This is a genomic window from Phenylobacterium kunshanense (assembly GCF_003254525.1).
GTDB lineage: Bacteria > Pseudomonadota > Alphaproteobacteria > Caulobacterales > Caulobacteraceae > Phenylobacterium > Phenylobacterium kunshanense.
The window spans coordinates 103,199-127,215 of sequence record NZ_QFYS01000007.1 but is presented as its reverse complement, the minus strand read 5'-3'; the positions used below and the strand labels follow the sequence as shown (position 1 = coordinate 127,215).

General features: G+C 69.1%; 21 protein-coding genes. 17 read left to right on the top strand and 4 right to left on the bottom strand.

All coding sequences use genetic code 11. The annotated features are described in order from the left end of the window. The first annotated feature begins 113 nt into the window (after window positions 1–113). The 5 genes from DJ019_RS15605 (at window position 114) to DJ019_RS15585 (ending at window position 4,099) form a co-directional block, all read left to right on the top strand. The gene (locus tag DJ019_RS15605) at window positions 114–605 is read left to right on the top strand and encodes a recombinase family protein (protein ID WP_111276991.1); all 492 of its coding nucleotides are present in this window, start codon (window positions 114–116) and stop codon (window positions 603–605) included. An 84-nt stretch (window positions 606–689) separates the two neighbouring features. Continuing rightward, the gene (locus DJ019_RS15600) at window positions 690–1,865 is read left to right on the top strand and encodes a vWA domain-containing protein (RefSeq protein ID WP_111276990.1); all 1,176 of its coding nucleotides are present in this window, start codon (window positions 690–692) and stop codon (window positions 1,863–1,865) included. Between the two features lie 65 nt (window positions 1,866–1,930). Then, window positions 1,931–2,593 carry a TetR/AcrR family transcriptional regulator gene (locus DJ019_RS15595; RefSeq protein ID WP_111276989.1) on the top strand — a complete coding sequence of 221 codons (663 nt, stop codon included), beginning with the start codon at window positions 1,931–1,933 and terminating at the stop codon, window positions 2,591–2,593. A gap of 5 nt (window positions 2,594–2,598) precedes the next feature. Continuing rightward, window positions 2,599–3,741, top strand: a complete 1,143-nt coding sequence (locus DJ019_RS15590; protein ID WP_165844038.1) for an MFS transporter — start codon at window positions 2,599–2,601, stop codon at window positions 3,739–3,741. Window positions 3,742–3,781: 40 nt separating this feature from the next. After that, window positions 3,782–4,099 (top strand): cupin domain-containing protein, encoded by a 318-nt coding sequence (locus DJ019_RS15585; protein ID WP_111276987.1) that lies wholly within the window; start codon window positions 3,782–3,784, stop codon window positions 4,097–4,099. Between the two features lie 4 nt (window positions 4,100–4,103). On the opposite strand, the gene DJ019_RS15580 is transcribed toward DJ019_RS15585, so the two are convergent. Both DJ019_RS15580 and DJ019_RS15575 read right to left on the bottom strand, forming a co-directional pair. Further along, window positions 4,104–5,552, bottom strand: a complete 1,449-nt coding sequence (locus DJ019_RS15580) for a UdgX family uracil-DNA binding protein (protein WP_111276986.1) — start codon at window positions 5,550–5,552, stop codon at window positions 4,104–4,106. Continuing rightward, window positions 5,552–6,781, bottom strand: a complete 1,230-nt coding sequence (locus DJ019_RS15575; protein ID WP_111276985.1) for a putative DNA modification/repair radical SAM protein — start codon at window positions 6,779–6,781, stop codon at window positions 5,552–5,554. The genes DJ019_RS15580 and DJ019_RS15575 overlap by 1 nt, the downstream gene beginning before the upstream one ends. 113 nt (window positions 6,782–6,894) lie before the next feature. Between DJ019_RS15575 and DJ019_RS15570 the strand changes: the two genes are divergently transcribed. The 6 genes from DJ019_RS15570 to DJ019_RS15545 all read left to right on the top strand — a co-directional run bounded on the left by DJ019_RS15570 (window position 6,895) and on the right by DJ019_RS15545 (window position 15,747). Continuing rightward, on the top strand, window positions 6,895–9,045 hold the full coding sequence (locus DJ019_RS15570) for a response regulator (RefSeq protein WP_165844037.1): 2,151 nt from the start codon (window positions 6,895–6,897) through the stop codon (window positions 9,043–9,045). A gap of 52 nt (window positions 9,046–9,097) precedes the next feature. After that, complete coding sequence (locus tag DJ019_RS15565; RefSeq protein ID WP_111276983.1) at window positions 9,098–10,117, top strand: AraC family transcriptional regulator; 1,020 nt, start codon at window positions 9,098–9,100, stop codon at window positions 10,115–10,117. 375 nt (window positions 10,118–10,492) lie between these two features. Then, the gene (locus tag DJ019_RS15560; protein ID WP_111276982.1) at window positions 10,493–10,786 is read left to right on the top strand and encodes a hypothetical protein; all 294 of its coding nucleotides are present in this window, start codon (window positions 10,493–10,495) and stop codon (window positions 10,784–10,786) included. Between the two features lie 89 nt (window positions 10,787–10,875). Then, the gene (locus tag DJ019_RS15555; protein ID WP_111276981.1) at window positions 10,876–12,684 is read left to right on the top strand and encodes a DUF885 domain-containing protein; all 1,809 of its coding nucleotides are present in this window, start codon (window positions 10,876–10,878) and stop codon (window positions 12,682–12,684) included. 88 nt (window positions 12,685–12,772) lie between these two features. Further along, window positions 12,773–14,422 (top strand): S8 family peptidase, encoded by a 1,650-nt coding sequence (locus tag DJ019_RS15550; protein ID WP_111276980.1) that lies wholly within the window; start codon window positions 12,773–12,775, stop codon window positions 14,420–14,422. An 11-nt stretch (window positions 14,423–14,433) separates the two neighbouring features. Further along, window positions 14,434–15,747 (top strand): hypothetical protein, encoded by a 1,314-nt coding sequence (locus tag DJ019_RS15545; protein WP_111276979.1) that lies wholly within the window; start codon window positions 14,434–14,436, stop codon window positions 15,745–15,747. A gap of 7 nt (window positions 15,748–15,754) precedes the next feature. On the opposite strand, the gene DJ019_RS15540 is transcribed toward DJ019_RS15545, so the two are convergent. After that, entirely contained in the window at window positions 15,755–17,353 is a 1,599-nt protein-coding gene (locus tag DJ019_RS15540; protein WP_111276978.1) for a phytoene desaturase family protein, read from the bottom strand. Window positions 17,354–17,426: 73 nt separating this feature from the next. On the opposite strand from DJ019_RS15540, the gene DJ019_RS15535 reads away from it, so the two are divergent. The 3 genes from DJ019_RS15535 to DJ019_RS15530 all read left to right on the top strand — a co-directional run bounded on the left by DJ019_RS15535 (window position 17,427) and on the right by DJ019_RS15530 (window position 19,236). After that, on the top strand, window positions 17,427–18,305 hold the full coding sequence (locus DJ019_RS15535; protein ID WP_111276977.1) for a transglutaminase family protein: 879 nt from the start codon (window positions 17,427–17,429) through the stop codon (window positions 18,303–18,305). Window positions 18,306–18,338: 33 nt separating this feature from the next. Next, on the top strand, window positions 18,339–18,485 hold the full coding sequence (locus tag DJ019_RS21020; protein WP_165844036.1) for a hypothetical protein: 147 nt from the start codon (window positions 18,339–18,341) through the stop codon (window positions 18,483–18,485). A 136-nt stretch (window positions 18,486–18,621) separates the two neighbouring features. Next, the gene (locus tag DJ019_RS15530; RefSeq protein ID WP_111276976.1) at window positions 18,622–19,236 is read left to right on the top strand and encodes a DUF6134 family protein; all 615 of its coding nucleotides are present in this window, start codon (window positions 18,622–18,624) and stop codon (window positions 19,234–19,236) included. A 17-nt stretch (window positions 19,237–19,253) separates the two neighbouring features. Here DJ019_RS15530 and DJ019_RS15525 read toward each other — a convergent pair whose 3' ends face one another. Next, window positions 19,254–19,697, bottom strand: a complete 444-nt coding sequence (locus DJ019_RS15525; RefSeq protein WP_111276975.1) for a hypothetical protein — start codon at window positions 19,695–19,697, stop codon at window positions 19,254–19,256. Between the two features lie 226 nt (window positions 19,698–19,923). On the opposite strand from DJ019_RS15525, the gene DJ019_RS15520 reads away from it, so the two are divergent. The 3 genes from DJ019_RS15520 (at window position 19,924) to DJ019_RS15510 (ending at window position 23,995) form a co-directional block, all read left to right on the top strand. Beyond that, the gene (locus DJ019_RS15520) at window positions 19,924–21,237 is read left to right on the top strand and encodes an MFS transporter (protein ID WP_111276974.1); all 1,314 of its coding nucleotides are present in this window, start codon (window positions 19,924–19,926) and stop codon (window positions 21,235–21,237) included. A gap of 86 nt (window positions 21,238–21,323) precedes the next feature. Beyond that, window positions 21,324–22,823 carry an ATPase domain-containing protein gene (locus tag DJ019_RS15515; RefSeq protein WP_111276973.1) on the top strand — a complete coding sequence of 500 codons (1,500 nt, stop codon included), beginning with the start codon at window positions 21,324–21,326 and terminating at the stop codon, window positions 22,821–22,823. Further along, entirely contained in the window at window positions 22,820–23,995 is a 1,176-nt protein-coding gene (locus DJ019_RS15510; protein WP_111276972.1) for a sensor histidine kinase, read from the top strand. The genes DJ019_RS15515 and DJ019_RS15510 overlap by 4 nt, the downstream gene beginning before the upstream one ends. Window positions 23,996–24,017 lie beyond the last annotated feature (22 nt).

Here is a 24,017-nt window from a genome sequence, read left to right as displayed (position 1 = left end):
CGGTCACGCAGCTTCATTGCCGAGATTTAACCTCACGCCGTCTTGGCGTGAGGCCCGCCATTTGGGACTCTGACCCTCGACGGGCCTGAGGTTTCGCGAGATCGGCGGTGGGGATGCTGAGGATCGGCTATGTTCGATTGCGGGATGCGACCGCGCACGAGGACACGGCGACCCTGAAGGCCGCCGGCTGTCAGGTGGTTCGGGCCGAGGAGCCTGGCCGCGACGGCGAGACGCTGTCGTCCATCCTGGACTTCATCGGCGCGGGCGACCAACTCGTGGTGACGCGGCTCGACCGGCTGGCGCTGAACGGCCGCGGCCTGCTGGACGCGCTGGACCGCCTGGACGCACGGGGCGCCAGCCTCCACGTGCTCGCCCCGGAGCTTTCCAGCGACGGCGCCGCCGGTAGCGCGCTCCGCGCCGTGCTGGAGGCCGTGGCCGACCTGGAGCCCGCGGGCGTCCGTCGGCGTCGCCCGACCGCCGCCACCCACGAGATCTTCGCCCTGCAGCGCGCCGGGGTCGGCCCCGTCGAGATCGCCCGCCGCCTGGGGGTCTCGCGCATGACCGTCTGGCGTAAGCTGAAGGCGCTGGAGAACGCCGAGGCCTAGCTGGCCAACCCGCCGCACTGGACATCGGGGCGACGCCGCCCCATCCTTCGCGTTCAAACAGCCGTTCGACGCGAGACGTCCCCGATGTTCATGCGCTTCTTCACCGAGCTCCGCGAAGCCAAGGTGCCGGTGACGCTCAAGGAATACCTCGTCCTCATGGAGGCGATGGACAAGGGCGTGATCGACCGCTCGGTCGAGGACTTCTACTACCTGTCGCGCTCGGCGCTGGTGAAGGATGAGAAGAACCTCGACAAGTTCGACCGGGTCTTCGGCCATGTCTTCAAGGGCCTGGACAAGGTCGACGAGGGGATCGCCCACGACATCCCCGCCGAGTGGCTGAAGAAGATCTCCGAGAAGTTCCTCACCGAGGAAGAGAAGGCGCAGATCGAGGCCATGGGCGGCTTCGACAAGCTGATGGAGGCGCTCGCCGAGCGCATCAAGGAGCAGAAGGAACGCCACGAAGGCGGCAACCGGATGATCGGCACCGGCGGCACCTCGCCCTTCGGCGCCAACGGCTACCACCCCGAAGGCATCCGCATCGGCCAGGACAAGGGCCGGCACGGACGCGCGATCAAGGTATGGGACCAGCGCGAGTACAAGAACCTCGACGACAGCGTCGAACTCGGCACCCGCAACATCAAGGTAGCCCTGCGCCGTCTGCGCAAGTGGGTGCGCGAGGGCTCGCACGACGAGCTGGACATGGACGGGACCATCAAGGGGACCGCCGAGAAGGGCTATCTGGACATCCACCTTCGGCCCGAGCGGCGCAACAAGATCAGCGTGCTGCTGTTCCTGGACGTCGGCGGCTCCATGGATTCGCACATCAAGATCTGCGAGGAGCTGTTCTCGGCCGCGCGTTCCGAATTCAAGAACATGGAGTTCTACTACTTCCACAATTGCCTCTATGAGAGCGTGTGGAAGGACAACCGGCGGCGCCACGCCGAGAAGATGAACACCTGGGACGTGCTGCATAAGTTCCCGCACGACTACAAGGTGATCTTCGTCGGCGACGCGACGATGAGCCCCTATGAGATCACCTATCCCGGCGGCTCGGTCGAGCATTGGAACGAGGAGGCCGGCGCGATCTGGATGGACCGCGTCGCGCAGATCTACGAGCACATGGTCTGGCTCAACCCGACCGCCGAGCGCCACTGGGACTACACTCCCTCGATCGGCGTCATGAAACAGCTGGTCGGCGACCGGATGTTCCCGCTGACGCTGGAGGGTCTGGAGAAGGCGATGAAGGAGCTGGCCCGCTGATGAGGCGGCGGTTTGGCGTCCGCGGACGTTGGACCTAAGCTTCCCTACGCCCTTAAGGGATTCGCATGACCGATCCCCTGCTCCAACAGGACCTTCCCGAGACCGACGAGGCCCAGGCGGCCACCAAGGCGGCGGTATTCAACGCCGCCGAGCGGCTGTTCGCCCTGCACGGATTCCAGAACGTCTCCGTGCGCGACATCACCGCCGAGGCGGGCGTCAACCTGGCATCGGTGAACTATCACTTCGGCTCGAAGGACGCGCTGCTCTTCGAGATCTTCCGCCGCCGCACCAGCGAGCTGAACCGCGAGCGGGCGAAGATGCTGCATGAGGCCAACGCCCGCCATGCCGGCAAGCCTCCCGTGCGCGAGATCCTCGAGGCCTATTTCGCCCCGCCGCTGCGCTGGGGCGCGCCTGATAACGACAGGCGGATCTCGGTGCAGTTCATCATCCGCGCCCGGTCCGAGGGCACCGCCGACATGCGGGAGGTCCTGCGAAACGATGTCTCGCACCTGGCCCGCTTCGCCGACGCCTTGATGGCGGCCCGGCCCGACCTGCCGAAGGAAGACGTCTACTGGCGGCTGCACTTCTGCCTGGGCATGGTCCACAACAACCGCTTCGCGGAGTTCGACCGCCTGCACCATCTGTCGGAAGGCCTGACCCGCGAGGGTGACGTCGCGGCCCTGCTCAGCCGCATGCTGGACTTCGCCGAAGCCGGGTTCAACGCCTGAACCGGTTGCTGCTCAGCGCCTGCGCGCTGAGGTTCTTCGACGCCTTCGTCCTTATCGCCCCGTTCTACACGGTGATGTTCGCCGAGCGCGGCCTGACGCCGGCGCAGATCGGCATCGTGCTGGCCTCCTGGTCGATGGTGGGCGTGGTGCTGGAGGCGCCATGCGGCGTTCTGGCCGACCGCTGGTCGCGGCGCTGGATCCTGGCCATCGCCCAGCTCCTGCGAGTGGTCGGGTTCATGATCTGGATCGCCTTCCCCAACTTCTGGGGCTTCCTTATCGGCCTTATGCTGTGGGGCATGAAGAGCGCCTCGCTGTCAGGCTGCTTCGAGGCGCTGATCTATGACGAACTGGCGGCCCTCAAGCGGCAGGGCGAGTACGTCACGGTCTATGGGCGCACCCAGGCTGCGCGGTTCTCAGGCGTGGTCGCCGCTTCGCTGGGCGCGGCCGTCGCGGCGGGCCTCGGCTATGACGCCCTGATCTGGGCCGGCGTCGCCGCGGGGCTCGCAGCCGCCATCGCCGCCATGAGCATCCCCCAGGCCCCCAAGGTCCTGGCGGTCGGGCGCTGGGACTTCCTGGGCCACCTGGCGCGCGGCGCGAAGGAGGCGGCGAGCCGGCCGGACGTGCCGGCGCTCCTGCTGTTCATCGCGGGGATGCAGGCCATCACCTATGCCTGCTCTGACTACTGGCAGCTCTTCGGCCTGGAGGTCGGCCTCACGAAGCCAGGCATCGCCCTGTTCGTCGCCAGCCTGTCGGCCGTGGGCGCCCTGGCGGCCTGGCAGGCGCACAGGCTGCGGCGGCTGCCGCTGACCGGGTTGTGCGTCCTGCTGGCGATAGCGGGGGCGTGCCTGACGCTGGCCGCGGCCACCTTCCAGGTCTGGTCCATCGTTCTCCCCTTGGCGTTCGTCGCCCTCTACTGGCTGGTCGACACCAATGCCGACGCCAGGTTCCAGCACGCCCTGAATCCAGAGACCCGGGCGACCGTCGCCTCGCTGAAGGGCTTCGTCATGCAGTGCGGGACCAGCGTTCTGATGCTGACGTTTGGGCTGGTCGCCGACAGCGCCAGCTACCAGGCCGCCTTCTTCGGCGCCGGGCTTGCGGCCATGCTGCTCGGCGGGAGCTACGCGCTATGGGCTCGCGGCCGAGGGTGACCCCTTGGCGCGGCGCGCGGGACGGGCCACATGCGCGTTCATGGCCACGCCCGTCACCGACATCCGCACCTTCACAGCCGACCGCCCCTGGGGGGCGCGCGACATCGCCGAGATCGAGGGCGCCAGCGTGCGGCTGCATTGGACCGACCAGCCCTACAAATGGCACGTGAACGATGGCGCAGAGGTCTTCGTGGTGCTGGACGGCGCCGTCGACATGCGCTGGCGCGAGGCGGGCGAGGAGAAGCTGGTGCGGCTCCAGACCGGCGACTTCCTCGTGGCCGACCTGGGCGACGAGCATGTGGCCGCCCCCGTGGGCGAGGCGCGCATCCTGGTCATCGAGAAGAAGGGGTCGGTCTGATCCTTCAGGCCGCCCGAGCCTCGGCCAGCGACCAGGCGAGCTTCAGGTCGTCGACGAACTCTGCATAGGCCCGCGCCTTCGCCGCCGCGTCGGGCACGCGCAGCAGGTAGGATGGGTGATAGGTCACGACGCCCTGGGCCTGGTCCGGCAACTGCTGGGCGTGGCCGCGTGAGCGGGCGATGGGCATCGGCCGTCCGAACACCGCCAACGCCGCCGTCGCGCCAAGGGTGACGATCACCCGCGGCCGCACAAGCCGCCGCTCGGCGTCCAGCCACCAGCGGCAGGCCGAAACCTCTCCCGCGTCGGGCGTCTTGTGGATCCGCCGCTTGCCGCGCAGCTCGTGCTTGAAGTGCTTCACGGCGTTGGTGACGTAGGTTTCGGCGCGCGGAACGTCGGCCTCGGCCAGCGCGCGGTCCAGCACCTGTCCCGCCGGACCGACGAAGGGCCGTCCCGCCAGATCCTCCTGGTCGCCAGGCTGCTCGCCGACGAACAGCAGCCGGGCGCGCAGCGGCCCCTCGCCAGGCACGCCCTGCGTCGCGTCGCGCCAGAGGTCGCAGCGGCGGCAATGGTCGACGCCGGCGGCCACCTCTTCCAGGCTTGTTGGGGCCTGGCCGTCCCAGGGCGCGTCGCGGCTCGCGCGGACGGCCGCCTTCACGATGCGGCGGCTGGGTTCGGAGGGGGCCTGGCGGACCATGTCGGCGGTTCGGCTTTCGGCGCGAGCGATCAGCTCGGGAATGAGCGCCGCCTCGGGCAGGTTCCGCCAGTAGCGCACCGGCATCTCCTTCTTCATGGCGCCGACCTTCAGCCGGGCCGGATTGAAGATCGAAGCGTAGTAGGTGCGCCAGTAGTCCTCGAGCGCATCCGCCCGCGGCGCATCCGCTGGATCGGAGCCGGGCGTAAAACTGAGGGTTCCCCGGTCCCAGTGCACGCAGACATCCGGCGTCAGGATCGACCACCGCATGTTCGCGAACCGGGCGGCGAAGAAGGACGCCGTGCGCTCGGCGACCCGATGCGCCGGCTCGAACCAGGCGACGAACGCCTCGCCGGCCTCATCGTGGACCTGCCGGAAGCGGACGAACGCCTTCATCTTGTGCGCCGCCTTGTCCACTTCGCGCGCGAGGCCGTTCGCCCGCGCCACGTCTGGATCGGTCACGACGTGGAGCAGGTCCGGCTCGTCCTGCAGCCGCCACAGAAGCCGGTAGAGCAGATCAAACCGTTCGTCCGAGCGATGCAGCACGACGTCGTCCGCCAGGTCCACGAAGGCCTTGGGGACGGTGAAGGTCGCCTTCCCGGCTTCGGGCGAATGCGCCTCGGCCGCGGCGGCAAACAGGCTGGCCCCGCCGTCCACCGTCCACAGCACCCGCGCCGGCGGCACGTGTCGGGCGCGGAGGGAACGGGCCGCGGCGCGCCAGCCGGCGAGGTCGGTTTCGTGGGCGAGCCGGACGACCTCCATCAGAACAGCTCCATCTGCTTCGGCTCGGGCGCCAGGCGGCCGCGGAGGTCGGCGGCGTCGGTCAGGGCTCCGGGCGACCAGTCGGCGGTGACCAGGAACGGCTTCAGCTTTTCCACCCCGCGGGTAAGGCGCTTCACGTCCGCCAGTTCCAGGCGCTTGAACCGCCGCACGTCCAGGATCCGGTCCACCGACCTCACCCCAAGACCGGGCACCCGGAGCAGACGCTCCCGGTCGGCCGTGTTCACGTCCACAGGGAACGCGCCGCGGTTCCTCAGCGCCCACGCCAGCTTGGGATCGACGGCGAGGTCCAGGTCCTCGCCCTCCTCCACGATCTCGGCGCGGGCGAAGCCGTAGAACCGCATCAGCCAGTCGGCCTGGTAGAGCCGGTGTTCGCGCACCAGTGGCGGCCGCTGGACCGGCAGGCGCGCCGTGGAATCCGGGATCGGCGAGAAGGCCGAGTAGTAAACCCGCCTGAGGCCATAGGCGCCGTAGAGCCCCTCCGACCGCTTCAGGATCGCCCCGTCGGTGGCCGCGTCGGCGCCGACGATCATCTGGGTGGACTGGCCGGCGGGGGCGAACCTGGGGGGCCGGGCCCTACGCCCCTTCTCCTTGGCGCCCTCCTCGGAGACGCGGACGGCGCCCATGGCCTTTTTGATGCCGACGACATCCTTCTCGGGCGCCAGGGAGGCGAGGCTCTCGTCCTTCGGCAGCTCGATGTTGATCGACAGGCGGTCGGCGTAGAGGCCGGCCTCGTTCACCAGAGCCGGCGCCGCCTCCGGGATCACCTTCAGGTGGATGTAGCCGCGGAAGTCGTGGACCTCGCGCAGCAGCTTCGCCACGCGCACGATCTGCTCCATCGTGTAGTCGGGCGAGCGGATGATGCCGGACGAGAGGAACAGCCCCTCGATGTAGTTGCGGCGGTAGAAGCCGAGCGTGAGGTCGACCACTTCCTCGGCCGTGAACCTGGCCCGCGCCACATTCGAGCTGACCCGGTTCACGCAGTAGGCGCAGTCGTAGACGCAGAAGTTGGTCAGCAGGATCTTCAGCAGGCTGATGCACCGCCCGTCGGGCGCATAGGCGTGGCAGATGCCCATGCCGCCATCGGTGGACCCCATTCCCTTCCCGCTCCGCGAGTCGCGCTTCACACTGCCTGACGAGGCGCAGGAGGCGTCGTACTTCGCCGCGTCAGACAGGATGGCGAGCTTGCGCTTGAGATCGAGGGCCGGCATGCCGACAGGATAATGTTCTATTTTTGTTCTGCAAGCGTGACCGCGCCGCGGCCCGGGCCAAAACGGCCCCAGACGAAATGTCGCGACATCTGCAACCAGATTGTAAGAGGGTGGTGAGCGACACCTTGGACGCGAGAAGCCTGGGAGGCGCGGTGTTGAGCGGGGGCGAGGTTCGCCGAGGTTGGAGGCTGGATCCGTTCCGGGACGGCCAGGCCGCGCGCCCTGCCGGCCTCGCAGGCGCATTCGCCGCCGCCTATGTGAGCCTCGCGCTTGCCGGCTACGCCTGGACCACGGCCACGGGCGGCCTGGCGGTCCTTTGGCTCTGCAACGGCGTGCTGGCAGCGGCGCTGCTGCTGTTGTCTCGGCGAGCGGGACTGACTGTCGCGGTCGTAGCGCTGATCACGGACTTCCTGGCCTCGCGGTTCCTCGGGTCGAACGACATCCTGCCGTCGGTGATCATCGCGAGCATCGACGTGACCGAGGCGTTCCTGGCTGCGAGTCTTGCCCGACGGTTCTGCGGCGGAGCGTTGGACGTTACGCGACTGCGCCGTCTTACGCGGCTGGTGCTCCTCGCCATCCTGCCGGCGACGGCTGCGGCTGGAACCGTCGGCGCCCTGACGCTGCACCAGATCGTGGGGACACCACTGCTGGATCAGTGGGTCGCCTGGGCGATCGGCGACTTCCTGGGCATGAGCATCGCGCTGCCCGCCTGCCTGCTCCTGGCCCGGCCTGCGAGGTTCGGGACGGTCGTCGGCTCGCGGCTCCCGCGGTTCGCCCTGATTGCGGCCATAGGACTGGGTACGGCCGCGATCTTCGTCCAGCAGGAAGTCAACACGCTGATCCTGCTGGTTGTCATGGGCGTGGTGCTTGCCCCCTTTGTGCTCAGCCCCGCTTGCGTGGCGACGACCATTGTCATCGTCGCATTCGTTTCAGCGAGCCTGACGATCAGCGGCTATGGCCCGATCGCGTTGGACCAGCCTTCGGACATGGGCCGGCGCATCCTCGTCCTGCAGATGTTCCTGATGATCGTGACTGTCTCGGGCCTCACGGCGACGGCGCTGGTCGCCGACCGGGATCGCTCGCGCCGCAGCCTCGCCCGCACGCTGGACGCCGCGCGCCTCGCGCGCAGCAAGGCCGACGCGGCGGCCGCGGCCAAGACCCGGTTCCTGGCCGTCATGAGCCACGAGATGCGGACGCCGCTGAACGGCATGATGGGCCACGCCGAGGCGCTGGAACGACTGCCCCGTCTGCCGGGCCAGGCCCGTGAATCCATCCAAAAGATCCGGACCTCGGCCGAGGCGCTGGCCTGTCTCGTCGACGACATCCTGGACGCATCGCAACTGGACGCCAGCCAACTCCGTCTCGATCCAGCCCCGACCGACGTCGCCGACGTCATTATGGAAGCCGCCGCCATGGGCCGCACGCTGGTCGCCGAAAAGCCGATCGCCATCGAGGCCGATTTACCGGACGCCAGCCAGGCGATGCACCTCGTCGACTCGCGTCGGCTCGCCCAGGTGCTGCTGCGCCTGGTGGCCAACGCCGTGAAGTTCACCGACGCGGGCCAGGTGCGCATCGACATGACGGTGACGCCGGGCGACGGCGAGGCGGATCTGTTCCGGATCGCCGTATCGGACACCGGTGTCGGCGTGCCGCCCGACGCCGCCGAACGCCTCTTCGCGCCCTTCCAGCAGGCCGACTCGTCGACGACCCGCCGACATGACGGCGCGGGGCTCAGCCTGGCGATCAGCCGGGATCTGATGGCGCTCATGGGCGGGCGGATAGGCTACGAGCCGCGGGCCGGCGGCGGGTCGTCCTTCTGGATCGAATTTCCCGCGATCCGCGCCTCGTTCGAGGCCGAGACCGCCGCCCCCGCCGACGAGCGCCCGCCGAGAGTGCTGGTCGTGGACGACCACCTGGTCAACCAGGAGGTCGCGAAGGTCTACCTTGAGGCCTATGGCTGCGAGATCGTCTGCTGCAAGGACGGCGCCGAGGCCGTGCGGGCGGTAGAGGACGCGGATTTCGACCTCGTCTTCATGGACATCCATATGCCGGTGATGGACGGCATCGAAGCCACCCGGGCGATCCGCAGCCTGCCGTCGCCACATGCCCAGACGCCGATCGTCGCCCTGACCGCGGCGGCCACCGCGGCCGACGTGGAGGCCTGCCTGGAGGCGGGCATGAACGCGCATCTCTCCAAGCCGATCCGCGGCGACCGCCTGGCCGAGGCCCTGATGCGTTACGGCCGCTGGAGCGAGGCGGCCTGACCTTACGGAAACGGAGCTTGACCGCGCCCAGGCCCTGAGCCTGTCTGGGCGTGTGCAGACCGCCAGGACCATCCGCAGCTCCGCCCTGGCCGGCTTCCCGAAGCTGGCCGCCGAGCTCGGCCTGGACGCCGACGCGCTCGCCACTCGCGCCGGCCTGCCCGTGGAAGCGTTCCACGATCCCAATCTGCGAATACCCCTGTCCGGCCTCGGCCGCATGCTGATGGATGCGGCCGCGCGAGGCGACGCCCCCGATCTCGGGCTTCGGCTGGCCCGCGGGCGCCGGGTCGCCACCTGGGGAGTCCTCGGCCTCGTCACCCGCGACCAGGCGACGCTCGGTGACGTGATCACCGCCCTGCGCCGCTACACGCGGCTGCACACCGACGGCATCTGGATCACGGTCGAGCGCGCGGGAGATTTCGTCGAGCTGCACCTGAACACCCACGAGACGGGCCCTCCCGCTATGATGCAGACGTTGGAGGATCTCTCGGTCGCCGCCACGCACCTGAACCTCAGCGAGATCATGGGGCCCGCCTGGCGTCCGGAGTGCGTGTGCTTCCGTCGTCAGAAGCCCAGTCTTGCCAGGCCGTACGAGCGGCTGTTCGGCTGCGAGGTGCAGTTCGATCAGTCGTTCAACGGCATCCTCTTTCCGGCCGGACTGCTGGAGGCGCCCGTGCCCGGAGCCGATGCCGGCGCCGCCGAACAGGCGGAGCGGCGGGCAGAGGCGCTCCTTCGCAGCTCCCATGGCGCCCTCGCCGATCACGTGACCGAGATCGTCATCCGGCGGATGCCGGAGGGCGGCTGCGACCTGCCGCAGGTCGCCGAGGACCTTGGCCTCACCGTCCGCACGCTTCAACGTCGGCTCGCCGAGGAGGGCGCGAGCTTCGCCGCCGTGCTGGACCGCGCGCGGGAGATCCTCGGCGAGAGCTATGTCGAGGGATCGCGCCGGCCGCTTGCCGAGGTGGCGGGCCTGCTCGGCTTCGCCAGTCAGGCCGCGTTCAACCATTGGTACAAGCAGCGCTACGGCGTGCCGCCCTCCGCGCGGCGCAAGGCCGGCGCCCAGAACAACTCTTGATCGGCGAGACCGATTGTCACGCTCCAAACGAGTGGCGCAATTGATCAAGCGCTATCGGAATTCGGCGATATTTTCGATCGGCAACCCGAGATTGATCATGTTCCGCCGACTTGCCCGAATTCTGGATCTGATTCCCCGCCGGACGCCGCCCGCCAGCCAGAGCCGCCCATCCGTCACCGAATTCCTCCAGTGCGTCGCTGCGCCTCCAGAGTCTGACGCCCGAAACGCGCGGCCCCCCAGTCGGACCTGATGACCGACCTTCCCCCGTCGCAAACCTGCGGCGCGTCGCCGCATTGGCGCATTTCATCAAGTTTCAGCCCCATTCGCCCCTAGATACCCGTTCAGAGACCTCCCCCTGTCTCCGGAGAGTTTAGAGTGAACGACCCTGGTCTGGGCTCACGCCTGCACCACCTGATGGGCCGCGCCGAGGCGCTGGCCGAGATCGCGGACCTGCTTGATCGCGACCATGCGGCGCTGGTGGCGCTGGTGGAGCGGCTCAAGCATCTTGCCGACGATCCCAAGCGTCAGATCTCGGACCTCTTCGAAGGCCTGAGCACCCAGAAGCGCACGCTGGTTGGCCGTTTGGCCGACCTGCGCGACGAGACCGTGGGTGAGGTCAGCCTGCTCCGCGCCGAGCTCGTCCTCGGGCGTTTCGACGAAGCCCCCTGAGACCACGACCGGCGGCCGCGAAATGCGGTTGTCGGCCGCGGGCGATCCCGGCTACGCCTCCTGACCGATCGGCTTACGGAGCGTCAGGCATGCGGATTTCACGGCGGGACTTCGGACTGGGGCTCCTTGGCGCGACCGCGCTCGCGCCCCTGGCCCGTGCAGCCACCTCGACCGACCTGGCCCTGACCGCCTTCCTCGACGCGGAGTTCGAGCAGGAACTGCGGATGGATCCCGAGGAGCTGACCCGCATGGGCCGCAAGGACCTGCAGGATCGGCTGACCGACCGTAGCGACGCGGCCGCCCTGCGCGCCCTGGAGTGGCGACGCAAGAGCGTGGCCGCGATGAAGGCCCGCTTCGACCCCGCGAGCCTTGGCGAAGAGGCGCGGGTGTCCTTCGACATGTGGGCCCTGGAACTGCAACGGGCTGAGACGGCGTTCAAATGGCGCGGCCATAACTACGTCTTCGACCGCAACGGGCCGCACACGGGGCTGCCGAACTTCATCATCAACGCCCACCGCGTCGACGCGCCCGCCGACATGGAGGCCTATGTGGCGCGGGTGGAACAGATCGGCCCCGCGCTCGACGTGCAACTGGCGCGGGCCAAGGCCGCGGCGGCGGCAGGGGTCCGGGCGCCACGCTTCGCCTACGACCAGTCGCTGGAGGAAGTCCGCCGTCTGATGCGCGGCGCCCCGTTCGACAGCGGAGAGGACTCGGCCCTGTTCGCCGACGCCAAGACCAAGCTCCGCAAGCTGCGCGAGGCGGGCAAGATCGACCAGCCCCGCGAGGGCCGCCTGATGGCCGCCGTGGCCGCGGCGATGACCGGCACGATGCGTCCGGCCTACGAACGGCTGGCCGCCTGGCTGGAGGCCGATCGGGCGAACACGACGGCCGAGCCGAAGGGCGTCGGCGCGCTGCCGGACGGCGCGGCGTTCTACAACGCCCAGCTCCAGGCGATCACGACCACCGACCTGACCGCAGACCAGATCCACGACCTGGGTCTGGCGGAGGTGAAGCGACTGCGCGGCGAGATGGAAGCCCTCAAGGCCAGGATCGGCTTCTCTGGCACGCTGGAGGAGTTCTTCGTCTTCATGCGGACGGACAAGCGCTTCTACCTGGCCAATGACGACGCGGGCCGGGCCACCTACCTGAAGGCGGCCGAGGACTATCTCGCCGGCATGAAGGCCCGCCTGCCGGAGCAGTTCGGCAAGCTGCCCAAGGCTGACCTGATCGTGAAGCGGGTGGAGAGCTTCCGCGAGGAGCCGGGCGGCGCGGCGCACTATTCGCCGGGCGCGCCCGACGGCTCGCGGCCGGGCGTCTTCTACGTGCACCTCGCCGACACGGCGGCGACGCCGACCTATGAGCTGGAGGGCACCTGCTACCACGAGGGTTGGCCGGGCCATCACATGCAGATCATGGCCGCCCAGGCGATGACCGGCCTGCCGCAGTTCCGCGGCCAGTATTTCTACGGCGCCTACATCGAGGGATGGGCGCTGTACGTCGAGCTGCTGGCCAAGGAGATGGGCTTCTACCAGGACCCCTACAGCGACTTCGGCCGCCTGGGCCGCGAGATCTGGCGGGCGATCCGGCTCGTGGTCGACACCGGCATCCACGCCAAGGGCTGGAGCGAGGAGCAGGCCCTGGCCTTCTACACCGCCAACTCGCCTCAGCCGCTGGGCAAGATCCGCTCCGAGATCCGCCGCTACTTCGTGATGCCGGGCCAGGCGACTTCGTACAAGGTGGGCATGGTCAAGATCCTGGCCCTGCGGGAACAGGCGAAGAGAGCCCTGGGGCCCAAGTACGACCAGCGCAGCTTCCACGACATGGTGCTGGGGTCCGGCGCCTTGCCGCTCCCGGTGCTGGAGGCGCAGGTCGCACGATGGACGGCGGGCCGGGCCTGACGGACGCAGTCGAGGCTCGCCGCAAAGTTGACTTGAGCCCGGCTTGCGACCCTAAACTTCCCCGAGGCGCGGACTTCGGGGAAGAGCGATGGCGGAATCCGACCGGGACGATGAGCCGCCCCAGCCCACCCGGCTGGATCGAGAGCGCCTGACTAAACACTCCGCCCGCTACATCATCTCGCCCAAGGTATTCGAAGCCGTGGGGCCGGAGACCGTCCGGCTCAAGGCCCTGGCCGAACCGCCGCGCGTCGCCCTGATCATCGAGATCAACCTCGACCAAAAGCACGCCGACCGGGAGTCCGGCCACGAGCGCGTCGCGTCGCTGGTGGAGCAGGTGATCGAAGGCGATCCCGGCGCCCGCATGGCGCCGCGCGACAGCAGCCGCCACCACATCTTCGCGACCCTAACCCTGGACCAGCTCATGGAGGTGGTCCGCCTCGACGCGGCCAACGCCAGCAAGGAGGGCCGCGCGCCCGACATCTACAAGGTCTGGCCCGACCGGCCGCTGGAGGCCTACCTCGACCGGTCGGTGCGCATCATCAAGGGTGACGCCTGCCTGCGGTCCTTCGGCTCGTCGGGCGACGGGATCGTCTGGGCCGTCGCCGACAGCGGCATCCAGCGCGACCACCCGCACTTCGTCTTCTACGAGAACCTGGACCTGCCGGCGGTTGGCAAGGCCCCCGCCCGCTCGCCCAGGCCCGGCCCTCGCGCGCCCCTGCAGCACAAGGACTTCACCGGCGAGAACGACTGGGGCCGGGACGACTACGGCCACGGCACCCATGTGGCCGGCATCATCGCCGGGACCTCGCCCTGCGCCTGGACCGATCCACGCAGCGAGCCGCCCCGCGATCCCGCGAACGCCCCCAAGACCGCCCCACCCGTCTACCGGATCCGCCGCGAGAAGAACGAGCGCAACGAGATCGTGAACCGCGCCGTCGTCAGCGAACGGCCCGTCCAGGGCGTGGCGCCCAAGGCGAAGCTGGTGTGCCTCAAGGTGCTGGACGCCGCCGGCAAGGGCTCCGAAAGCGCGCTGCTCTCGGCCATCGACTACATCGCGCGTGTCAACGACGACGGCCGCTGGCCGCGCATCCACGGCCTGAATCTCAGCCTCGGCTACGGTTTCGAGGCGGAGTGGTTCGCGGCGGGGCAAAGCCCCCTGTGCGTCGCGGTGAACCGCCTCGTCAAACAGGGCGTGGTGGTGGTGGCCGCCGCCGGCAACGACGGCTCGGCGATGATCGCGACCCGCGCCTCGCCCAACGGCCGGCCGATCGGCATGGACCAGTCGATCACCGATCCGGGCAATGCCGAGCTGGCGATCACCGTTGGCTCCACCCACCCCGAGCAGCCGCACACCTATGGCGTCTCCTACTTCTCGTCCCGGGGGCCGACCGCCGACGGTCGGCAGAAGCCCGACCTGGTCGCGCCCGGCGAGCGGATCGTCTCGGCGGCCTCCCCCGGCTCGCTGGAGCGGCTGAAGATCGAGGACCCGCGGCTGAAGCGGGACAAGAACATGGATGTGTCGGGAGCGGCCTACTACCGCGAGGAGACCGGCACCAGCATGGCCGCCCCGCACGTGTCGGGCGCCATCGCCGCCTTCCTCTCGGTGCGAAGCGAGTTCCTCGGCCAGCCTGAGCGGGTGAAGGAGATCTTCATGAACAGCGCCACCGACCTGAAGCGGCGGCGCGACTTTCAGGGCGCCGGCCTGGTCGACCTCATGCGGGCGCTGCAATCGGTCTGAAGGAGGCTTCGATGGCGGCGCTCGCCGGACTGCCCTACGTCGCGCTCAAGTTCCGAAAGGACGGCGCGCGCACCACCACCGGCCCGATCTTCCCGGCCGGCGTGACGGACCTGATCGTCATCTCGCACGGCTGGCATCAGGACCCGGACGACGCCCAGGCGATGTACACGGCCATGCTCACCCATCTGCAGCAGCAGGCGGCGGCGGCCGGTCGGCTCGCAGGGCGCAAGTTCGGCGTTACGGGCATCTACTGGCCCTCGGACCAGTTCAAGGACGACCTCTCGCAGGAGACCCATGCGGTCCTGGAAGGTCCCGCCGCCGCCGCCGCCGGCGCCCACGACGGTGACCTCGTGAAGCTGCAGAAGCGGGCGCGCGAGCTTGCCCCCGTCTTGGGCGTCAGCGCCGACCGCCTGGAGACCCTGGCCACCCTCGCGGTCACCGGCGCCTCGGGCGACAAGGACGCGCTGCTGAAGGCCCTGCGCAAGGCCATGACGGCTGGCGACGCCCCCGATCCGGAGCTCGCCGATGAGCACGCCGAGTTGCTGTCGGCCTCCACGAGTGGACAGCAGGTGATCCAGGCGCTGCAGGCGGCTGGCGCGCGCGGCGTCGCGGCCGCCGCAGCAGGGGGCGCGCAGGCGGCGGCGCTCGGCCTGTCGGGCGGCGCATCGCCAGCGGTGGGGCTTTTCAGCGGGCCGATCGCCGCGGTGGCGACGTTGCTGAACCAGGCGGCCTACTTCAATCTCAAGAAGCGCGCGGGAAAGATCGGCGCGTCGCTGGGCCGGCTCATCGACCTAGAGGGTGTGCCGGCGGGCGTCCGGCTGCACATGATCGGCCACAGCTTCGGGGCCCGACTGGTGACCTCGGCCACGGCGACGATGGCCGCCCGCCCACACAGCCTGACCCTGCTGCAGGGCGCCTTCTCGCACAACGGCCTAGGAGTGAACGTCAAGCCCGGCCTGGACGGCGCCTTCCGGTCCGTGGTGGCCCAGAACAAGGTGACCGGCCGGATCGCCATCAGCCACACCTGGAACGACCATGCCGTGGGCGTCGCCTACGCCATCGCGTCCCGGGCCTCGAACGAGATCGCCGCGGGTCTGATCCGCGTGACCGATACGTTCGGCGGCGCCAAGGACATCCACGGCGGCATCGGCGCCAATGGGGCGCTGCGCCTCAAGCCCGGGGAAGGCTCGGCCCAGGTGCTCACCGGCGCGGCCATTCCGGCGCTGAACCCCGGCGTGAACAACCTGAAGTGCGACTTCATCAAGGGTCACAACGACATCCGAACCGCGGAGGTCGGACGCCTGCTGGTGGCGGCGGTGGAGTAGGCGAACCTCAGACCCGCCTGCGCCTGACGTCCCGCAGGATCTCGCGCGCCGCATTGTGGCCTGGCGCACCGGTGACCCCGCCGCCCGGATGCGTGCCGGCGCCGCACTGGTAGAGGCCCCTGACGGGCGTCCGATGGTCGCCCGCGCCCAGCACCGGCCGGGCCGAGAAAAGCTGATCCAGCGTCAACCGGCCGTGGAAGATGTCTCCGCCCACCAGCCCCAGCGTCCGCTCCAGGTCCAGCGGCGACAGCACCTGCCGGCCGACCACGGACTTCGCGAACCCGGGCGCGTGCCGGTCCACCGTGGCGATCATCAGGTCGGCGACCTCGTCCCGGTGGTCGTCCCAGGAGCGCCCCGGCCCGAGGTCCGGAGCGACGTGCTGGCAGAACAGGCTGGCCACGTGCTGACCCGCCGGGGCCAGGGTGTCGTCGAGGGTCGAGGGGATCAGCATCTCGACGATCGGCTCCTTGGACCAGCCGTGCGTTCGCGCGTCCATGAAGGCCCGGTCCATGTAGGCCAGTGTCGGCGCCATGATGATGCCGGCCGTCATATGGTCGCCGGGTTCGGGTGCGACGGCGAAGCGAGGCAGTTCGGAGAGCGCCACGTTCATGCGGAAGGTGCCGGAGCCGGATTTGTAGCGGGCCATCCGCTCGCGGAAGTCCGCCGGCTGGACGCCGGGATCGACCAGCTTCTGGAAGAGAAGCTGCGGATGGATGTTCGACACCACGGCCCGAGCCCGCAGCGTCTCTCCCCCGACCGTCACCACGCCGACGGCGCGACCTTTCTCCGTGATCACCTCGGCGATCTCCGCATCGGTGCGTATCGTCACGCCGCGCTCGCGGCAGCAGGCGGCCATGGCCTGGGTGATCGCGCCCATGCCGCCGACGGCATGCCCCCACGCGCCTTTCTTGCCGTTCACCTCGCCGAAGACATGGTGAAGAAGGACGTAGGCCGTGCCGGGCGTATAGGGGCTGGCGTAAGCGCCCACGACGCCATCGAATCCGTAGGCCGCCTTGATCGGATCACTCTCGAACCAGCCGTCCAGCCAGTCGCCCGCCGATTGCGAAAAGAGGGCCAGCAGGTCGCGCTTGGCGGTGAGATCCAGCTTGGACAGCCGGCGGCCGAGGACGGCGCTTTTGAGCAACTCGGGCAGCGCTTCGGCAAGCCCGCCTTCCACCAGGTTCGGCGGCGTTTCGAGCACGATCTCCCGCAGCACGTCGGCGATCCGGTCGAGGCGGTCGCCATAGGCGTCCAGGCGCTCGGCGTCTTTGGTGGAGAAGCGGGCGACCTCGGCCTTGGTGCGCCCCTCGCCGACGAAGAAGTGGTCTCCGTCCAGCGGCAGGAAGTTCGACATCCGCCGCTCGACGACCTTCAGGCCATGGCGAGGGAGGTCCAGGTCGCGGATGACCTTCGGATTGAGCAGCGAGACCGTGTAGCTGGCCACCGAATTGCGGAAGCCGGGGTGGAATTCCTCGGTCACGGCCGCGCCGCCGACCACGGCTCGCCGTTCCAGGACGGTGACCTTCAGGCCCGCAGCAGCAAGATAGGCGGCGCAGGTGAGGCCGTTGTGGCCCGCGCCAATCACGATCACGTCCGTCGTCGTCATGCCGCTGCCTCGCACGCGCACGCACGGAGGGCAATGGCGGGAACCCGGCCCGCCGCACGGGGTTTCGGCGGAGATGCCCCGCCTGTCCATCCGCCATGAGACGATCTATGCCTATGAGCGGCCCGTCACCTTCGCCGCGCACCGGATGCTGCTGCGGCCGCGCGACAGCCATGCCATCCGGGTAGCCGACGCGACCCTGACCCTCTCGCCGCCCGGCGAGGTGCGCTGGTTCTATGACGCCCTGGGCAATTCGGTATGCCGGTTCACCCCAGCCGGCGCCGCGACGCGGCTGTCCATTGTCAGCGAGCTGCTGATCGAGCGCTTTCCGGCCCAGCTCTCGGACCCCCAGGTCGAAGACCCGCAGACCACGACGCCGATCGTCTACGCCGCCACGGACCGCGCCGTGCTGGAGCCGTTCGTCCGGCCGGCGACCGACGACCCGGATGGCGTACTCCTCAGGTGGCTGAGGAGCCAGGTGACGGATCCTCACGAACCGGCCCTGCAGTTCCTGCTCCGGATGAACCAGACGATCCACGATACCTTTGCCTACGAGCCTCGGGACATCGGCGCCGCGCAGGACCCGTCGCATACGGTGCGGCTGGGGTCCGGAACCTGCCGCGACTTCGCCTGGCTAATGGTCGAGGCGCTGAGGCGGCTTGGATACGCCGCGCGGTTCGTCACCGGCTACCTCTACTGTCCGGGCCACCGCGACCTCAGGGGCGCCGGCGCCACGCACGCCTGGTGCGAAGTGTTCCTGCCGGATCTGGGCTGGACCGAGTTCGACCCGACCAACGCCCTGGCGGAGAGCGGCGACCTCATCCCCGTCGCGGTCGCACGGACACCGCCCGAAGCTGCACCCATCTGCGGCGCGATATACGGCGACGCCGGCGCGACGGCGCTGACCGTTCACGTGGATGTGCGCCCCGCCGATTCGCTTCCGGTCGCGGCGTGAGTCATGAATTCGTCCGCCCCGGAAAAGCCGAAGATGACACGTGGTCTCCAGCAGCAGGACAGCGGGCTCGGGCTGGTCTTCCCCAAGGCCGCGCCGAGCCCACAGCATGGCCAAAAGGCGCCGGAAAAGCCCCTGCCTGTCGCCGAGCCCCGCACGTTCAAGCCGCGCCCCGGCCACTGACGCCACCCGCCCTTGCATCCGCCAGGTGCGCAGGCCGTATCTGGCGCGCCGCTGCGATCCGTCGCGGCGCGCCCACTGGAACCTTCACGACTGCGCGCTAGATAGTGTGCGTACCGAACCGGCAAGGATCGCCACCATGACCGACCGCCTGCTGATCGCGCGCCGCGAGCTGATCGTGGGAGCCGCGGGCCTCGCGCTCGCGCCCAGCGCCGTCCTGGCCGGTCCGCCCGGAAAGCTCGCGTTCGCCGTCTTCCGCAACGGGACCAAGGTGGGCGAGCACCACATGTCCTTCAGCGGCGGCGACGACGACCGCACCATCACTACCGACGTCGCCCTGACCGTGAAGGTCGGCCCGGTGCCGGTCTACAAGTACAAGCACTCCGCAGTGGAGAAGTGGTCGGGCGGCAAGTGGGCTAGCATCGAGACCACCACGAACGGCAACGGGAAGGTCTACAAAGCCTCCGGCCGCCAGATGGGCGGCCACGTGCAGATCGCCGGGCCGAAGGGCGCGGTGCGCGGCCCCGCCGACGCCGTGCCGCTCAGCCACTGGAACCAGGCCACCTTCGGCAGACCCCTGTTCAACCAGCAGGAGGGCCAGCTCCTGAAGGTCACCACGACCAAGGTGAAGCCGGGCCACTGGCGGATCCGCGGCGACGCCGAGATCGACGACTTCTACGACGCCCAGGGCAACTGGGTGGCCCTGACCGGCAAGCTCGAGGACGGCTCGAAGCTGGAATACCGGCGCATCTAGACCCGCGTCGGCGACCGCTACGGCTCGAGCGCCTTGGCCACGTAGGCCTCGAAGGCGGTCCTTGCGGTGGCGAGGCAGCCGTCGACCTGGGCCACCTCCACGATGCCGTCGAGCCGGGTCATGTCGGCTGCCGGGCAGACCTTGCCGGACGGACCTGACCGGCGCACCCGCGGCGGCTCCACCAGGCGCTTCAGGATGGTGATGCGCTCGTCGCTGACGCTCGCAAGCTGACGGCGGGGCGCGACCGCCCCGCGTGGACCACCAGTGAGGCGTGTGACCTGGCCCGCGGTGTCGATCAGGACGATCGACTTGCCGGCCGCCAGTTGGATCAGCGCGCCGCTCTCATAGGCTTGCCCCCGCGCGATGGTCGGGTCGCTGGAGGACACTACGACGAAGTCCGCCGCATGGGCCGCGCCGCTGACGCCGAGCGCCGCCGCTGCCCCAAGAATCCATCGCCGCATGCACGTCTCCCAGATCGAAGCGGGACTGTGACGAGGCGCCGCGGGGGCGGTCAAGTTATTGCGCGGTTGAGGCGAGATCGGCTGGCGATTGGCGTTGCGCGGGGGACAAATCCCCCTAGCATTGTCGGCTGAAAGGTCCCATTGCGGACCGGACTTTCGAATTCCAACGACCCAGGGAGGAGCCGGGGACGCGGGCGACAGACCCGCGCCGCGGAGGTGACAGAACTTGGATTCCAAACCGGACGCCGAAGCCGCGCCCAGCGCGCAGTCTGCCGAGGACGACCTCGCTGCACGTGAGGCGGCTTACGAGAAGTTCGTCTGGGACAATCTTCGTCGCAACTACGCCGGCCACTACCTGCACGGCATGCTGGGGATGACCGGCTTCCGGCTCGTGAACGCCCCCACCTTCCTGCCGGCTTATCTGCACATGGTGTCCGGCTCGAACGCCGTCGTCGGCCTCGGCCTGGCGCTCCAGCAGGTTGGCGGGGTCATCTCGCCCATCTTCGGGGCGACGAAGATCGAGCACCGCAAGAAGGTCATGCCGGCGGCTGTCTGGATGGGAAGCCTGGGGCGCCTGGCGATCCTGGGCATGGGCATCTCGGGCTGGCTGCTCAAGGACCAGCCGCTGGTCATCGCCCTGCTGTTCTTCATGCTGATGTTCGGCGTCTTCATGGGCGCGCAGCGGGTGGTCTTCAACCTGCTGATGTCCAAGGTGATCCCGATCAGCCGGCGGGGTCGCCTGCAGGCATGGCGGAACGCCACCGGGGGCTTGATCGCCGCCATCCTGGCCTGGGTGGCGGGGAAGTACTTCATCGGCCCGAACCTGTTCGGGAACGGCTATTCCACCACCTTCGTCTTCGCCTTCGTCCTGACCAGCCTCGGGCTCTGGGCGCTGCAGGTCCTAATGAAGGAGCCGGAGCCGCCCACCACCCGGCCCCAGGCCCGCTTCCGAGATCGGCTGCGGGAATTTCCCAGCCTGATCCGACAGGATCGGGCCTACGGCTTCTTTCTGCTGGTGCAGATGCTGGCCACCTCGGCCCGCATGGCCTCCCCCTTCTACATCCTCTACGTCGGCCAGAAGGTCGGCCTGGATGGTCCCACACTTGGGCTGCTCTCACTCGCCTACCTGGGCGCAGACACCGCGTCGAACCTGATCTGGGGCTACCTCGGCGACAAGACCGGGTTCCGCCTGGTGTTGCTGCTGTCCGTCGCCGGCTGGATCGGCTCCACGGTCCTCCTGATGAACATCCATGATGTCGTCGCGATGTTCCTGGCCTTCGCGGGCCTCGGCGCGTCGCAGGCCGGCTACATGATGGCCGCAAACACAATGATCCTGGAGTTCGGCTCGCGCGAGGATTTGCCGATGCGCATCGCCGTGTCGGCGACCGCTGAGAGCATAACCGCCACGCTGGGCCCGCTGGTCGGCGGTCAGGTGGCTGACGCCTTCGGCTACAATGTGGTGTTCGGGGCTTCTTTAGGCTTCCTGGCGGCGGCCTTCCTGATCCTCCTCAGCGCGGTGCGGGACCCCCGCGCGGTCTGACTCCGCGTCTGGCGGGAACCAACGCTGCCGCTCGACATTCCCTGCCCCTGGGGCGGGACGAATGTTGGGCAGCGCGACGAGGAGAGATGACGACCATTGCGGCGCAGCACGCCGATGACGCCTCCACGGGCATCTCGGGGCTGGACGATATCCTCGGCGGCGGCCTGAAGCGGAACCGCGTGTTCCTGTTCGAGGGCAGCCCCGGAACCGGCAAGACCACGGCCGCGCTCAGCTTCCTGCGGGCCGGCGCGGCGGCCGGCGAACGCACCCTGTACGTCACGCTTTCCGAGACCGAGGCCGAGCTTCGCGACACGGCGGCCTCGCACGGCTGGTCGCTGGACGGGGTGGACGTCTTCGAACTCACGCCGCCCGAGAACCTGCTGGACGAGCAGCACCAGCAGAGCCTGCTCTATTCGTCCGACCTGGAACTTGGCGAGACCACCCGCATGATCCTCGACGCGGTGGAAGCCGCGGAGCCGAGCCGCGTGGTCATCGACAGTCTCTCGGAGATCCGCCTGCTCGCACAGGGATCGCTGCGCTACCGCCGGCAGGTGCTCGCGCTGAAGCACTATTTCGCGAAGCACGGCGCAACCGTCGTGCTGCTGGACGACCTGACCGCCGAAGTCTCGGACAAGACGGTGCACAGCGTCGCCCACGGCGTCGTGCGGCTGGAGGAGCTGGCGCCCGAGTACGGCGCCGAGCGGCGGCGTGCGCGCGTGACCAAGTACCGGGGCCGCAAATTCCGTGGCGGCTATCATGACTTCACGATCCGCACGGGTGGGCTGGAAGTCTTTCCGCGGCTGGTCTCTGCCGAGCATCGCGGGCCGATCGACCGCACGCCCCGCTCGAGCGGTCTGCCGCCTCTCGACGAGCTTATGGGCGGAGGCCTGGAGCGCGGGACGAGCTGCCTGATCCTCGGCCCCGCTGGGACGGGCAAATCCCTGCTGACCCTGCAGTTCGCCGTTTCGGCCATCCAGCGCGGAGAACGCGCCGCGATGTTCGTCTTCGACGAGGAGCTTGGCCTCCTGATTGAACGCACCCGACGGTTCGGACTGGACCTGCAGGCGCTGCAGAAAGACGGATCGATGATCGTCGAGCAGGTGGACGCGGCCGAACTCTCCCCGGGCGAATTCACCTCCCGCGTTCGGGAATGCGTCGCCGATTCCGGCGCGCAGACGGTGATCCTCGACAGCCTCAACGGCTACCAGGCGGCGATGCCCGAGGAGCACTACCTCCTGCTCCACATGCATGAGCTGCTGCAGTACCTGAACCGTCAGGGCGCCTCGACCTTCCTGACGGTCGCGCAGCATGGCCTGGTCGGCGACATGCGGACCCCGGTCGACGTGACCTATCTGGCCGACACCGTCCTGCTCCTGCGGTACTTCGAAGCCCTGGGCGAGGTCCGCCGCGCCATATCCGTGGTGAAGAAACGCGCCGGCCCGCACGAGCGAACCATCCGCGAATATGAGATCGACGGGCGGGGCATCACGCTGGGCGCGCCGCTGAACCAGTTTCAGGGCATCCTGCGCGGCGTCCCCGACTTCGTCGGCGAGAACCACGGCCTCCTGGACACCGCCGCCGAATGAACGAGACCGCAGCCTCCGGCCCCGAGCGCGCGCTGATCCTCGCGCCGTTCGGTCGTGATTCCGCCGTCGCCGCCGCCATCCTGAAGGAAGCCGGCTTCGAGCCCGCCATCTGCATGGACCTGCCCGCCCTCTGCCGCGCCTACGACGAGGGCGCTGGCCTTGCTCTGATCGTGGAGGAGGTGCTGCAGGACGACGACTTTCGTCCGCTGGCGGGGCGGGTGGACGCCCAGCCGGCCTGGTCCGACTTCCCGATGATCGTACTCGCCCAGCGAGGCGGCGGCCTCGAGCGTAATCCGGCGACGCTGCGATACAGCCAGGCGCTGGGGAACGTGAGCTTCCTGGAGCGGCCATTCCATCCCACCACGCTGGTCAGCATGGTGCAGACCGCGCTGAGGGGGCGCCGGCGTCAGTACGAGGCGCGTGACCGCCTGGAGGCCCTGCGTTCCGCCGTGCGCCGTCAGCAGCAGGATCGGCAGCACCTGCGTCTGATGGTCAACGAGCTGAACCATCGGGTGAAGAACACCCTGGCCACGGTGCAGTCGATCGTGGCTCACACCATGCGCGGGGCGGACGCCTCCCTTCGCACGCGCGACACCCTCACCTCCCGGATCCTGGCGCTGTCCAAGGCGCATGACGTCCTGACCAATGAGCAGTGGTCAGGCGCCGATCTTGGCGAGATCGCTGCGCAGGCCGCCCAGCCGTTCCGTTTGGGCCTCGGCGAAGGCCGCATCTCACTGTCGGGGCCGAAGGTGCGGGTCCCGCCCAAGACCGCCATCGCCGTCGCCCTGGCCCTGCACGAGCTGGCGACCAACGCCGTCAAGTACGGCGCCCTCTCCACGCCCGAGGGACACGTGGACTTCACCTGGAGCCTGAAGCGCGGCCGCGGGCACAAGGACCTCACCGCGGTCTGGCGCGAGCGGGACGGACCGCACGTCTCCCCACCCGTTCGACGAGGTTTCGGCAGCCGGCTGATCGAGAAGGGACTGGCCGCCGACCTCAACGGCACGGTCCGCATCGACTATCCCGCCGATGGCGTCGTCTGCACCATCCATGCGCGCATCGACGGCGAGGGGACCAGCGAGGAGCCGGCCCCCGCCCGGAGGGACCAGGGCCGCGGGAGCGCCGCGTTCGCCGCGCCCGGCGGCGCCGTCGAGGCTTCGCCGCCGGCTTGAGCGGGGGCGATTCGCCTGCGCT